Here is a 14,250-nt window from a genome sequence, read left to right as displayed (position 1 = left end):
GATGGGCTGCCCCACCTCAGGCCGATAAAAAATAACGTCATGCCCGGGATTACTTAAACGCTACAGACACCATTCCCCTTAATGCTGGAGTTGGAAGGCGAGTTCGCCGGACGCTTACACTAAAAATCTAAAAAAATAGCGAGGGGGGGCTGCCAACCGGCTAGAAAATGCAAATTTATTTTTATCTCCCTATATAATCAACGTCTGATGTTCGTACAGTTGACTATTCAGAAATGCCATCTTGCGTATCCTAGCTTACTGGTTTTTCTCGGACGAACTGGACGGACAGCTCTCCACTGGTCCAGCGTACAGATAAAACTATTTTATTCACTATGGTGGGTTCTTGTTGATTTTCAAATAGTATTTTTCGACCGGTCGTGAAGTTTAATTTCAGTACCAATGTTGGGTAATCGGTAAGATCTTTTTGTCCGACAGATTTATTAGATTTATTAGATTTATTTTTCGTGGATACGGGGGATGGTTCTTTTATGAGGTTTTCCGCAGCGAGTACATCAGAACGGGCTTTTTGGGATGCCTTGTCGTTTTTTCGTAATAACTTATTAGGCATTGAACCGGAAAGCGCGGTGGGAGTACCGACATCCGAATCAAACAAACCAGCAGTATGAAAAGTTTCGCCAGGAATATAGAGCTCGCTAAATGCGCGCTTTGCTTTTTTGCATTGAAGCTCAATATCTCTTTTCTCTTTGGCTTCGGCGTAATTTTTTTTATAATCATCAAGAAGCAAGTGATTGGTAATTCTTATTTTAACTTTCTCTACGAACTGGGATATTAAAAACGGATAATTGTGGGCAATCCATGTTTCCCCATCAGTTGTCCCGCTCCTGTCAAGTGGCCATGCGTTGTTCGGACTTGCAATGAAAATATCCGCAATTAAAATGTCGTCTGCTAATGGCATTTCACCTTTTTGGCCGGATAATTGAGTGAACGCATCTCTGATGGCATTATTTACTGCTGATGGTGTATCGCAAATGGTATGTTTCAGCTGAATAACCTTTCCTTGGCTTTTTCCCTCCTCGTTGTATTTATTGGTTGTTGTTGTAATGTCACCGCGGTTTTTTTTGACGACCTTGTTATTAACTTTTTCAGAAAAGCCTCCTGCGAAATTTTTTTTCTTAAGATGTTTTAGGCCTTTTGCGGATTCTACGTAATACCCCATTGCTATGCCAGTTATCGAATTTTCCCAACCATTGTGTTTGTCCAACAGCCAGTCTCGTGACTTTTTGTTTGCCGGCGTTTCCGGGAGTTCCTGCGTAGAAATTAGCATTTTCTCCAGAAGGTTGAGAGCGTTTTTGGCTCCGGGGTAATAAACTGAATCTGGCATTTCACCGACTCCATTACAGAATGGCGTTCAATAAATAATGAACGCCATTCCAAATATTAGTTTCTATAGATTGCTTTGGGCGATAAGACACCGGATGCAGCATCGAAGTGAAGCCCGATGGCCAGAAGGCCCTGATTATCCGGTGACTCTATATTGGAAAGGAAGGTACTGGAAACACTCAGCTGTTGAGGCTCGTCCGATGCATCATCTGCCACAAAGGTCCAAGCACTATCCGGCTTCAATTTGTATTGAAAGCAAAGTCGCTTGCTTTTGGGCTTTACATCGAGCTTGATTGCGTGTATCGGCTCCTCGGGTAAGTATAGAAACTGAGTGTCGATACCCGTGACAGAATCGGAAGTGATTTCTAACACTTGATCATCATCCGGCTCATTATGGGTTTCATAGGCGGGCTTAGCATTTTCCCGCGAAACACCTATCGTCAGCTGAACGGCATAGCCTTCATTGATTGACCAAAAACCACCACGTTTGATGAGCTTAAGCGCAAGCGAAGTCAGATTTCCCGCGATAATTAACTCTCGCCGATCTATCATCTTCGCCCATTCATTACTTCGCTGCGAATTGGCTACTATTTGCTTGTAGCTGGTGTATCCCAGGCTCTTCCCAACTGTGACTTTCGTCCACTTCTGTTTAGAAGCTGTACCACTGACCCTCATGGCTAAAGGGTTACCAGTTTTCGCGTTGTTGGAGTCATTACCGGCCGCGATTACCAAATCCGCCAGCTCTGAATGACGTGACACGATTAGCTGGTCGTTTTGCAATGTCCATCGCTGGGCAAAATTGGGTGACTCTGGGCTCACAACCAGGGCTTTGGTTTTAAGGTCGGCTGACAATAGTAGATCCATGAAGCTCCCAGCATCCTGCGCTTTTACAGCTGAGATCAACCGTCCTTTCGCATCCAGTTGCCATATTTGATGTGCACCATTGATGTCAGGTTGTGTAACTACCGAACATTGTGAAGTCGAAAGCACAGACTCCAGGCCTTCGCCGCCATTGATCGAAAGAACCGGACCGCCGTCGGCTAGCCGAAGTTTGAACCAGAGTGGAGCAGTGTCTTCGTTAGCGGCTTTGATTAGGTTGTCGACAAAATAGAGGGGTATCTCGTCCAGTTGCCATAGTCGATCATTACGGGTGTTATCTGTTCGTGCTTTCAGTAGAATTTTATTTTCCGCTGCAGCAAGCAGTGCGTGGTTTTTCCCAATCCCGACATTGGTGATTTCACCGGAGCCTGCTGATTCCCAGATTTGGTTATCTGCTTTACCAAGCTGATGGGCGATTAGCGTATAAACGGCATCTTGGGTACCAGAGGCCTTTTCGGGAGTGATGGCGAAAGTGATATCCCCGCGGGCGCCCCACGCGCCAGCCTTACGTGTGACCAGGCTCACTATGTGGCCTTCGGCAGTCATACGCCACAGCTGTGATCGCTCTGGCGCATCTTCACTTTTTTTCCAGACGATGGCAGTTCCTTCAAGCTCGGTGTCGGATGCCAAGCTCAATAGTGCGTCGTTATTTTTGTTGCCAATCGTGAAGTAGATATCCTTGGCCAGGCAGCCTACGGAATCTCCATATTCGCCATAAAAAAGGAACCACGCGTTTTCCTCAAATAGCAGAGCGCGTTTCGTTTGAGTTTTTGCATAGCGCTTCAACATTGCCCAGCACTTGCTGGATAACTCATCCGGTAACACGTTGATGCTCGGAATCAGGTTCTCTCTTTGAACTGCTGCCCAGCGTTTGTAATCGTAAAGCGATTCGGCCCATCGAGCCGCATCTTGAACCACGATGCCTTCACCGCCGACGGCATGGAAGGTTGATGATTGCGATTCGTTGCTGGACTTGTTCTTTTCGTCCGCCTGAGTGCTTTTTTCCGCAGATGCGGACAACTGCACATCAACTGTCGGTGCGCTGAGGCTAGCTTGAACCTTCGCTGCGAAACGTTCAGTCAGGCTGGATTTATCTTCCTTTCCGTCAAATACCTTCGACTGCGTTGCGAAAAGGCGTCCTCCTACTAGGGTCCGCGTCGAGACGAAATGCCCGTAATACCCGAGCACCTTTTTCAGAGCTTTGAACTGTTCGGTGTCGTCTTCTTTGTCCATGGCAGCCTGGCATTTTTCGAAAAAGCTCTGACTGGCGCATGGTTTATGTTCGTCGAACGACAATTCGATGCGGGGTAGGAAGAAGTTGGCCGTGGTGTACGACCTCTTTCCAATCATTCCAGCACTCGATTGCTCTTGGCTGGCATAGCTGGCTGCCATCCCGACGCCGACGGTCGTCATAGCTCCGCCGGCGACTGCTAGCGAAAAGGAGAGGTTGGATATTCCGCTTTTTTGCGTTTGATGCACCGCTTCAGAAAAGGTGAATTGGTTCTCAAAATAACCGGAAAACAGCGGTTTCCTGTACAGCACTGTGGCTGGAGACAGTTCATTGTTATCGACCTGTGTCGCACTGAAGTCCGGGCGACGGAGCACTTCTCGAAAGCTGGCATCTATAGACGTCGACGGATCGAGGACGATACCGCGGTAAAAACCAACACGATCGAGTAAGTCATCACGTTGAGCCACTGTCAGGTCAAAAAAATCCTGCGCATCCTTTAGAGGAGCCAATTGCGCCTGAAGCAATGCGACCTTTTCTTGAGGAGAGAACTCGTGTCCTTCGTGCTCAAGGCTTTCCATCTTCTCGAACAGCTTCGCGCTCAAATCCGGCGTTGATGCCTCGACGGCCTTCAACAACTGCGCACGCCTGTCTTTCGCTTCTTTCCGGAACTTCTCCGCTTCGGCCTCGCTTTCTTTCTCCATCTTGCGCACATCCAAAGCATGCTTGCGCAGCAAGATACGGTCGAGTCGTTTATCGATGTCGTCAGCGGAGATAGCATCCAGATCATCCGGTTCTTTGAATCCGTTGCTCTTCCGTTGCGGCGGTTCGTTGGAGAGGGGCCTTCCTCCCTCTGGGTTTTCCGAACCTTCGCCATCTTCAAGTACGTCGTCGACCATGAGCGCTTCTCTACGGATTGAGATTTGCGACTGACAGTGCCATATTGCCATTATCAGGTTCAAGACCCTTGGTGCAATGCCTCGACGTGAATGCGAAACCCGCTTTACTAAATTTCTGCAGATTCGAGCCACATTGCCGATACACGCTGATCCCAGAATAAATTGCAGTCTGAACAGCCCCCTTCACTTGGCTGGCAATTGCGCTTGAAACAGGTTTGTCGGAATGTCCCTGACACGGAAGCTAATTTTCACTGCGGTTGCCAGAAATCTTGCGCTAACTTTGCTAGCGACGGCGTCCCTTTTTGGTTTCTCTCCATCGGTATATGCCCTCTCCGCAGGGTGTACAACCTTGAACGCCCAAAGCGGTACGACGTCTTTCTCGCGATCATTTGCTGCAGGATCTTTCGATCCTGGTGATACCTTGACTGTCTCGTTTTCGGATAACGGTTCAAACGTCGGAAATTCCAATCCCAGTTCTGCAGATTCGGTCATTCTTCGTAATCCGACGACGTTTACCGCCTACTATGATTACCGAAGCAACACCGGTAGCGGAGGTAGTCACACTGGTGGTGCGACATCCTCACAGTTGACCGGTGGCGCGTTCGTCAGCATCAAAGCTGGGACATACTTGAGTGCAGTGTCGATTTCCTGTGGGTCGGCAGTATCCAGTGACGCCACGCTTTCCAATCTCATTCCGTCGACTGGCACGTTGTCTCCATCATTTTCTCCAGGTACCACCAGTTACAGTATTTCTGTTGCTAACAGCGTTTCTTCGATTGGCTTCACGCCGATTGCCAGCAGTGGCAATGCTACGATTAATGTAGGCAGCAATACGGTTGTATCTGGTGCGGCATCTCCCACGATCGGTCTAAGTGAAGGCACAAATCCGATCAGCATTTCCGTCACAGCCCAAGACGGCACCACCACGAATCTCTATTCAGTAAGCGTCTTGCGAGCAGTCGCAGTCCCAATTTCGAATGCAGTGACGGCGACTGTCTCGGCCAACAGTTCGAATAACATTGTCACGCTGTCCAACTCAGGAGGCGCTTATACGTCGGCTGCGGTGTCCGTAAATGCGTCTCATGGCAACGCAGTAGCGACAGGTACATCGATTTATTACACACCTACAGCCGGCTATTCAGGGGTAGATAGCTTCCAGTACACCCTTAGCAATGGAGCTGGTAACTCACAGTCTGCCACGGTGACAGTTACAGTGACGGCGCCACTGTTAGCGCTGTCGCCGGCGGCCGGAACACTAAACTCTGGTCAGATGGGTGTTGCGTACAATCAGTTCTTCAGTGCTTCGAGCGGTACAGCACCCTACAGTTATGTGGCTACGGGAGTTCCGCCAGGTCTTATTTTTGATCCCTCCAATGGGCACCTCAGCGGCATCCCGAGCAGCAGCGGTACCTATAATTTGTCTGTTACCGCTACCGATCATTTCGGTGCCACCGGTAGTGCCAACTACACGTTGAATGTTGCTGCTGCTGCGTTACCTGTCGCCAATCCAGTCTCCGCCACCGTTTCGGCCAATACCAGTAATGCTGTTTCCGTCGCGTTGTCGGGAGGCACAGCGACATTTGTAACGGTAGCGTCTGCACCGATGCATGGCATTGCCGTGGCTAGCGGTACTTCAATCACCTATACGCCGAATGCAGGTTATTCAGGCGTCGACAGTTTTACCTATACAGCAAGCAATGGTTCTGGCACATCTGCGCCGGCAGTGGTCACTTTGACCGTCACATCGCCGACACTTGTTCTGACACCGACTTCAGGCACGTTGACGTCGGCGCAGGTCGGCGGCACTTACAGCCAATCTTTCAGCGCATCCGGCGGTTCGGCTCCCTACAGTTACGTCGGTTCGGGCCTTCCCGTAGGTATGAACCTGGACTCAATCAGTGGACTGCTCAATGGCTCGCCTACTGGTACAGGCACTTTCAATTTGTCTGTTACGGTGACAGATAGCCATGGCGCAACCGGAAGTGCGAACTACACGTTGAATGTTGCGGCTGGAGCACTACCCGTTGCGAATCCAGTCTCAACCACCGTTGTTGCCAACAGCAGCGGCGCGGTCGCATTGTCGATCAGTGGTGGGACGGCAACTGCTGTGGCGGTAGTAACACCGCCATCACACGGTTCGACGGCAGTCAGTGGAACTTCGATTTTCTACACACCGGTAGTAGGTTTCGCCGGCACAGATAGCTTCCGATACACAGCCAGTAATGCCTCGGGGACATCACCAGCAGCGACGGTCAGCATTACTGTCGCTCCGTCAGTGCTTACAGTTTCGCCGGCGGGGTCGGAGTTACCCAGTGCAACAGTTGGTGTCGCTTATTCGCAGCTCATTAGTGTTTCAGGCGGAGCCACCCCCTATCATTTTGTAGCGGCAGGCCTGCCAGCAGGGCTTATTATCGATGCATCCTCAGGCGTCATCAGTGGCATGCCGACCACCTCTGGTACGGCCAATGTTTTGGTAACAGTGAGCGATAATACGGGCACATCTGCGAAGGTTCCCTATAGCCTGACGGTGAATGGCTCGGTGCCAAGTGGCGCGGATCGTAGTACGTCTTTGTTGGCAGGTCAGTCACTAACGGTTGATCTCACCGATAACATCAGCGGCGGTCCATTTACTCAAGCCTCATTGCTTGATATCCCACCCAGAGCAATGGGACAGGTCAGTCTGAACGGTATGAACCTCACTTTTCTTGCGGCCGCTCAGGCCTCGGGAGCGACAGTGATCCATTACACGTTGAGCAACCGTTGGGGGACTTCTCAACCTATTGCGCTGAGCGTGCAGATTACCGGGCGATCCGATCCAAGCAAGGATCCAGAGGTTATCGGTATGGTCGGCGCTCAAGCACAGAGCTCCACGCGCTTTGCTCGCGCGCAGATCGACAACTTCAATGATCGGCTTGAACAGTTGCACGACGACGAAAGCCGGCGGAATAGAGGCTTCAATTTACAGTTGGGTCTACCGCAGTCCCGCCCATCTCGCACCGGAAATACCAGTGCTGCCGAGATGTATCAGGCACTGTCGTCGCTGAGCGGTAACGATGCTCCGGCAATTGAGCGGCACGCTGCAGCAGGTGAGCAGGATGGTTGGTTGGGAGACGATAACCTCGCGTTGTGGAGCGGCGGTTACGTGAATGTTAGTGATACTCATCGAGATGACGTCAAGTTCGACAGCACGATGGTGGGGGTTAGTGCGGGTGCTGACTATCGTTTCTTCGATACCTTCACCGCCGGCATCGGCTTCGGTTATGGAAGTGATTCGAGCGATATTGGTTCCCGGGATAGTCGCAGTAAGGGGCGCTCATTCAGCACCGCGTTGTATGGCAGCTTGCATCCTGGACGGATATTCGTCGACGGCTTACTCGGCTACAGCAGCTTGTCATTCGATAGTCGGCGCTACGTTACCGATAACGGAGGCCGCGCCAAGGGCAGCCGCGATGGAGATCAAATATTCGGCTCCCTGAGTTCTGGCTATGAGTTCCGGGACGAGAATTGGAAGGTCGCGCCTTATGGCCGCATGGATATTTCTTCGACCAAGCTGGACGGATTTCGCGAGAGCGGTAGCGGCATCTATGACCTGGCTTACGCGGAGCAGCGTATGACAGTGTTTTCTGGCGTTGGTGGGGTGCGCGGGCAATATGGCATACCGTTGACGCAGTCAGCCGTTACTCTGAGAGGTCGAGTCGAATACAGCCATACGTTTAGCGGCGATAGTACTGCACGTGTTGGCTATGCCGATGTCAGCGATTCTACCTATGCCATCTCAACGGTAGGGCAGAGCGAGAACATCATGACGGTGGCGCTGGGATTAGACTTCCTTCTGTCATCGGGCGTGAGTACTGGACTGACGTACCAGGGCTCATATGGACTCGGCGATGACTCAAGATCGAATGCGTTGATGTTTCGGGTCGGCAGCCGTTTCTAACCGCCGACCCAAGCGTCCTGCACACCCCATTACTCGCAGCCCGGCCATCTCTCCAGACAAATTATGTTTTTTTGCATAATTGCGCATAAAGCTAGTCTTTTAGATTTTGCCCGCCCGTTCACCAACCGGATCTCAAAGATCTAACCACATCAAGCGACGCTTTCATTGGCGAGCATGCTAATGCTTCATAGCGTGCTTGCCTCTGTTTCTTTGGCCCCACACTGAGGGTAGAACTGGGGGCCTTGGGCATTATCGCGACTACAAGGCCGCTCGTTGCCGGGCCTCTTCTCGTGCCTGAAGCTGCAACTGAAGCTGGGCTTGAATCTCGGTGTAGAGCTGAGCCTGCTCGTTATCACGGTCGGCTAAGTAACATCACTCAGGAGGATTGTGATCTGATAGACGACTTGATGACACGATACTCTGTGTATGAGCATTCTCAGGCAGACGATCTTCCAGCGGTCCCCCCCGAACTCGCCCAACTCGAAACAGATGTGCGATCGCTTGCGGACTGGATAGAGGGGTACTCGAAGCGAGTGGCCTGACCCACATTGAAACGCCGACTGCTTGTTACCTGTAGCGGTCGCTAGTGAGCGTCCGCTTTTGGCCGAAAGCGGACCATTTGGCTCACCCTGTGAACTCCTCTCGCCTTAGCACTCGTCCGATAAAAGTCCAAAGTCGTCGCTGGACACTTGAGCTGCTTCATTAAGCCGTTGACGTAGCGCAGCGGTCAGCTCCCGCTCCACTTCCCACGGGTCCGATAGCGCAGCAAGTTGAGGCGCCAACTGTGGCGACAGGCTCATCAGGGACTGATTGAGCGAACGCGCCGTTTCATAAGCGGCCTTCTGCACGAAGCTGACTTCCACCAGTTCACCTTGGGCCTTGCGAAACTCCATCTCCGCCATCCGCGCCAAGTAGTGCTCGCGATGCGCTCGTGCTTTCTGAAAGTCCGGGGACTGCCCTTGCGCGGGATCAGCGGGCGGCGGCGCAGCCATGTTAGTCGGCTCGGATTGTGCAGCGACGTGGCTGTACACATCACGCTGAATCCGCTCCTGTTGATGGCGAGCAGCGACGGCAGCCTTGCTCGGGTCGGCGGTATCGCGGATCAACGCTTCAGTGGCCAGCACGTCGACCTGCTTGCCATTGGGAGACAGGACCAGTCGGCCGTTTTCCTTAAGCCAGGTGATGTAACTCGGTGACCGGCCGATGTGCGCAGCGAAGGCGCTCTTGGATAGGTAGGTGGCTACGGTCATAAGCCCTCCTTTTCAGCGGCTTTTCAATGAATCCTTTCAAGATTTCAGTGGATTGAAATTTCAGTAAGCTGGCGGGCCTCCCACTAACAAGATCCCGCGGGTTTCCGACCCCGTGTCCTTTGAAAGTCCCCAGGGTCCCCGGCGGGTTTCTGCCGGGTCCGGCCGGTCGAGCCAGCATCCGAGTGCCATGCCCTGCCCCAATTCCGTTGGAAAGACGGACATCCCTGCAACCATTTCAGCTAGAGAGATTCCGCGAGTTCGATAACCCGTGTAGGGGGCGGCCCTTGGGGAGGACCCGTGAAATCTGCGCCCTACCCGGCCCGCCCGGCTCATGCTTTCGGCTCGGCCTCGCTCAGGTCCAGCCGCTTGGCCACCCAGCGCTCGTACAAGCCGATGGCGACATCGGCGCCGGCCATCGCGGTCAGGCAACCCAGGGCGCCCGCTGTCCAGATCGACAGGCCCGCACCGAACAGCAACATCATCGCCGACACGCCGCACACGATGCAGGCACCGGAGCGAAGTACTAGCCGGCGCAGTAACGCCCAACCTCGTGCCCCGTCCTTGTCGGCGCGCCACATCTCGCCGGACACACCGCCAACCAGGGAAAGAGCAATCACCAACCAGATCGGCATCTCTGCCAGTGCCTGTTGCTCGTTCGTCATTGCCCTGCCCCTTAAACAAAAAGACCCGGCGCAATGGTCGGGTCAGGTGGTGGGTGGCCTGCCGCGCTTTGCGGTCGCACCCATCGAAGATGGCCCCTTTTTACAGGTCGATTCTGGTGGCAGCAAGACCGTTTTAATGCCACCCGGTGAATGTGTGGGTGACACCCGGTGAACGGCTGGCGAATGTCGGTGAATATCTGTCCCGGCTGTCTTTTGCTTTTCTGGCGTCCCATGCGTCCCACCTCTTTAAAACGAGGTGGGACGTCTGAAAGCCCCGCAGATTGGGGCTCTGCCCCACCGTCCTACTTTTATCTCTCTTTTCTCGTGTATAGAAAGAAATTTAAAAAGCACGCGTGCGCGTAAACGCGCGTACCTGTACCCGCTACGCACACACGGGCGGGAGGCATGAAAAAGGTGGGACGGTGGGACAGCCCAACAACGACGCGGCCTGCGCCCGTCCCACCACCGCAAAAAGCGGTGGGACGGAGGCAGGCCAGTGGGACGGCATGAGCCAGAGAGATGCCCACGATCAAGCCGCTTCCCCCAGGAGGAAGTGCTCGACCACGATGTGGGCGTCGTGCAGGCGCTGGTAGTAGACGTTGCGCGTGCAGCCACTGCGGGTCAGACGTGCGGCTAAGGGCGCGTCAGGCTGGAAGTAATGCACCTTGACCACGGTCATCAGCTCGGGGTCGAGGCGTTTCTTGACGATGCGCTCAATGTCCAGCGAGGCTTCCAGCGGCACCCGGCTCCCGCGCCGGCCGCGCACCAGTTGACCACCGCTCTCCATCATCATGGCGACCATGTTGCCGCCCGAATAACCGGCGGCCACTTCGTCGCTGTGCAGCTCCTGGGCCCATTGTTTGAGGGCCATATCGATCGCTTTAATCATCGAAGCACGGCTCCTCGAACTCTTCCTTCTGAAGTGCAGGCGCCCTGCCCCAGTGCTCGGGTTTCTTGTACGCCCATGGCCGCTGACCGCTCTTGTTCAAAGCCCCCAGACGGAACCGTCGCCACCCCAGTCGATGCAGAATCGCACCGACGCGCATCTGCTCGGGTTTGCCCCAATGACCGGGATCGAGCTTGAGCGCCTGACTCATCACCTCACTGCCGGTGGTGGTCTCGCCAATCTGCGACTCTTCGAGCCAGTTCAGAATCGGTGTTTCCCATTCGTCCACCACAAAGCGTTCGTCCTGCTCCTCGCTGAACATCGGTGCTTCCTCTCGTGTCACCCACCAGAGATCGCCGGCCTCGAAGCAGAACACCGCTTCGGCCCACAGCTGGTCGCGGATCTCGCGCAGCAACGGCACATCGACCTTGGTACAGGCCACCGGCCAATAACGCCGGTTGCCGGTGGCGTCCTTGAGGTACTCGTCCTGGTTGGTGGTCCCGACGAAAACACACTGGCGTGGCACGTCCAACGTTCTGCGGCCATAGCTTTCGCGGTAGGTGTCGGTCGACGCCGAGAAGAACTGCTTGGCCTTGGTGCTCTCGGCCTTGTTGAAGCTGTCCAGTTCGCCCAGCTCGACAATCCACTTGCCACGAATCGCCTGAAAGCCGTCCTTGTCGCCGAGGGCAAACGGCGTGTCCATGAACCACTCGCCACCGAGCACGCTCATCGCGGTCGACTTACCGGCGCCTTGTACGCCTTCGAGGATCATCACCGAGTCCGCCTTGCAGCCCGGCTTCATCACCCGCGCCACGGCGGAGATCATCCAGCGCTTGCCGACCTTGGAGGTGTAATCCGTTGCCTTCACCCCCATCACATCCGTCAACCAACGCTCCAGGCGCGGCACACGATCCCATTCGAGTTTTTTCAGGTACTCGCGCACCGGGTGAAAGGCGTGGTCGTGGGCCACGACACTCACCGCCTCGATCACGTGCGACGACTTCACGCGCAGGTTGTACTGCTGCGCGAGCCACTTCATCACCCGCACGTCGTCGATGTCGGCCCACTCGCCGGTACCACCCCCATAAGGAGCAGCCCGCAGCTTGACGATCTTCGAGCTGAAGGCGCAGTAGCTGATCACCCCGGCCCAGCGTTCGTCATGCGCGAGGATCAGTTCGACGTTCTGCATGTGCGCGATCAGGGCCCCGCTCTCGCTGCGAGCCAGCTGATCTTTCCAGCCACCGGCGGCCGGTGGACGCACAACCGCGAGCACTTGTCGGCGAACCGCATCCAAACCTTCGGCGACGTGCAGGTCGTTGAAGTCGGTCCACTTGTCGTGGCGCTCGAGCGCGAAGGTCGGCGCAACCACCTGGGCACCGACAATCAGCGCGGCGTTGCCGGCCTTCTCTTCGCCGGGGTTCCACGCATCACCGTTGGGCTTGGTGGTCTTCCAGTCATCGTCGCGGCAGATGATCAGCGGGCATCCGGCAAAACGCTCACGCATGGCTTTGCACACCGCGAGCAGGTTGCCCGCATCGAAGGCCACCGCCACAGTGAGCGAGGTCGCCATGTGCAGGCTGGCGCCGGTGGCGTAACCCTCACACACCAGCACCGGTTCACCCGGCTCCGGGTGCGGACCGAGCAGGTGAAAGGTGCCCTCCTTCGCCATGCCGTAAGGCCAGTAGGATTTGTCGCGGCCAGTGTCTTCCTGCTTGCTGGGGAAGATCACCTGCAGGCCCATGATTTGATCACGGGCATTTTTCATCGGGACCAGCACGGCGCCGGTGCGCGGCGCGTAACGCACATTGATCCCGACGATCTGTTTGCGGTCCAGGTAGTCGCTGCGTCCGGTGGTCGGCATGCGCTCGAACAAACCCTGCGCCCTTTTCGCCGCCCGCCGCGCAGCGTTGTTCGCGATTTCGGCGGCACGGCGCTTGGCTTCCTCCTGGCGAGCGCGCATCACTTCGCGCTCTTCCGGCGACATGCGCCCGGCCTTGACCTTGATCTTCTGCGTCTCGCCCGAACGCCAATCACCGAAGGCGCCGAAGATCAGCGTGTCGCCCTTCTCCGTGCGCTGCTCGTGAACCACGTACCAGCCGTTCTTTTCCTTGCCCTTGTCCTGCGCTGTCTTGCAGCGGGTCAGCTTGCCGAACACCAGCGGTTGCGCTGGCTCCAGACCGTAGTCGGCGAATTGGCCCAATACCTCATCGAGCATGCTGAATCCCCCGCTCAGACAGGGACTGGCAGCTGATGCACTGCGAGCAACCCGGTTGGGCCAGTCGGCGTGCTTCCGGAATCGGATCGTCACAGGCTTCACAGAACAGCAAGGAATGGGCAGCACTCTCGGCCTTGGCAGCGCTGCGCGCTGCCATGGCCTGATCGATGCGTTCCTGCACCAGATCGTTGGCGAAATCGGCGATGTCAGCCACGGTCGGCACCTCGCGTCGTCTGGTTGACGTAGGTGGCGCGGTTGAACAACCCGAGCAGCCCTTGAATGCCGCGGAACACCTGCAGGCGAATCGCCGCCAGTTCCTGATCAGTCACCACACCGTCGCCAATGCTCTTGGCCCAGGTCTCGGCCAGATCGGCGACCTGACGGAAGTATTCGGCGATACCCGTGGTCAGGGTCTCGGGCATGTCGTTGGTGTAGGTGTCGGCTAGCTCCTGCCAGATCGTATCGCCGACCAGCGCATGCACCGCATCCAGAATGCGGCGATCCTTGGTCAGTTCGAGGATTTCGCCAAACTCCTGAATGTTGATGGAGTGGCTCGGATGGGTTGGCGACAGCTTGTGCTGCAGCGTGGTCGGGTTACGACCGGTCGTGGCAGCGATGGCAGCAGCGCCGCCTGGGTATTCGCGAGCGGCGTGGTACAGCGCTAAATCGAGCGGCAGGATTTCCCGCTGCGCCCGTTCCAGAGAACTGAGAGCGATTCGGCTCATGGCATTAATCCTAAAAGTTGCCAGTGCCATGCGACAGATGTTGGTGATACATTTGCCGCGTGGTCTGGAGAGGCCCAAACGCCGGTAACCCTTGCAGGGGACAACCGGCACCGTGCCGGGGCGAACAATCCGTTGTTCCCCCCTGGCGCAACAGCTGCCAGCTCTGTGGTAAGAACGGCAGCAACACCAAGGCTTCCGAGCCTTGGAAACGCGATGGAGGTCGGCGGC

9 protein-coding genes are annotated in these 14,250 nt (G+C 55.2%); 1 reads left to right on the top strand and 8 read right to left on the bottom strand.

What is annotated here, in order from left to right; genetic code table 11:
* Positions 1 to 250: 250 nt before the first annotated feature.
* Positions 251 to 1,342 carry a hypothetical protein gene (locus ACM6I7_RS23815; protein WP_027614481.1) on the bottom strand — a complete coding sequence of 364 codons (1,092 nt, stop codon included), beginning with the start codon at positions 1,340 to 1,342 and terminating at the stop codon, positions 251 to 253.
* A gap of 56 nt (positions 1,343 to 1,398) precedes the next feature.
* Entirely contained in the window at positions 1,399 to 4,347 is a 2,949-nt protein-coding gene (locus ACM6I7_RS23810; protein ID WP_158248890.1) for an RICIN domain-containing protein, read from the bottom strand.
* A gap of 223 nt (positions 4,348 to 4,570) precedes the next feature.
* On the opposite strand from ACM6I7_RS23810, the gene ACM6I7_RS23805 reads away from it, so the two are divergent.
* The gene (locus tag ACM6I7_RS23805; protein ID WP_414889386.1) at positions 4,571 to 8,284 is read left to right on the top strand and encodes an autotransporter domain-containing protein; all 3,714 of its coding nucleotides are present in this window, start codon (positions 4,571 to 4,573) and stop codon (positions 8,282 to 8,284) included.
* Positions 8,285 to 8,931: 647 nt separating this feature from the next.
* On the opposite strand, the gene ACM6I7_RS23800 is transcribed toward ACM6I7_RS23805, so the two are convergent.
* From ACM6I7_RS23800 to ACM6I7_RS23775, 6 genes are all read right to left on the bottom strand, one after another.
* Positions 8,932 to 9,534 carry a hypothetical protein gene (locus ACM6I7_RS23800; RefSeq protein ID WP_027614479.1) on the bottom strand — a complete coding sequence of 201 codons (603 nt, stop codon included), beginning with the start codon at positions 9,532 to 9,534 and terminating at the stop codon, positions 8,932 to 8,934.
* Between the two features lie 329 nt (positions 9,535 to 9,863).
* Positions 9,864 to 10,196 carry a phage holin family protein gene (locus ACM6I7_RS23795; RefSeq protein WP_027614478.1) on the bottom strand — a complete coding sequence of 111 codons (333 nt, stop codon included), beginning with the start codon at positions 10,194 to 10,196 and terminating at the stop codon, positions 9,864 to 9,866.
* 529 nt (positions 10,197 to 10,725) lie between these two features.
* Entirely contained in the window at positions 10,726 to 11,085 is a 360-nt protein-coding gene (locus tag ACM6I7_RS23790) for a hypothetical protein (RefSeq protein WP_027614477.1), read from the bottom strand.
* Positions 11,078 to 13,297, bottom strand: a complete 2,220-nt coding sequence (locus ACM6I7_RS23785) for a VapE domain-containing protein (RefSeq protein WP_027614476.1) — start codon at positions 13,295 to 13,297, stop codon at positions 11,078 to 11,080. The genes ACM6I7_RS23790 and ACM6I7_RS23785 overlap by 8 nt, the downstream gene beginning before the upstream one ends.
* Positions 13,287 to 13,511, bottom strand: a complete 225-nt coding sequence (locus tag ACM6I7_RS23780) for a TraR/DksA family transcriptional regulator (RefSeq protein WP_008080171.1) — start codon at positions 13,509 to 13,511, stop codon at positions 13,287 to 13,289. Before ACM6I7_RS23780 ends, ACM6I7_RS23785 begins: the two co-directional genes overlap by 11 nt.
* Entirely contained in the window at positions 13,504 to 14,022 is a 519-nt protein-coding gene (locus ACM6I7_RS23775) for a phage regulatory CII family protein (protein ID WP_025112490.1), read from the bottom strand. Before ACM6I7_RS23775 ends, ACM6I7_RS23780 begins: the two co-directional genes overlap by 8 nt.
* Positions 14,023 to 14,250: the final 228 nt, after the last annotated feature.

It is taken from the genome of Pseudomonas sp. IT-93MI4 (genome assembly GCF_949767635.1).
Lineage (GTDB): Bacteria > Pseudomonadota > Gammaproteobacteria > Pseudomonadales > Pseudomonadaceae > Aquipseudomonas > Aquipseudomonas putida_A.
The sequence above is the reverse complement of the archived record's forward strand: the minus strand, read 5'-3'. Positions and strand labels throughout refer to the sequence as shown.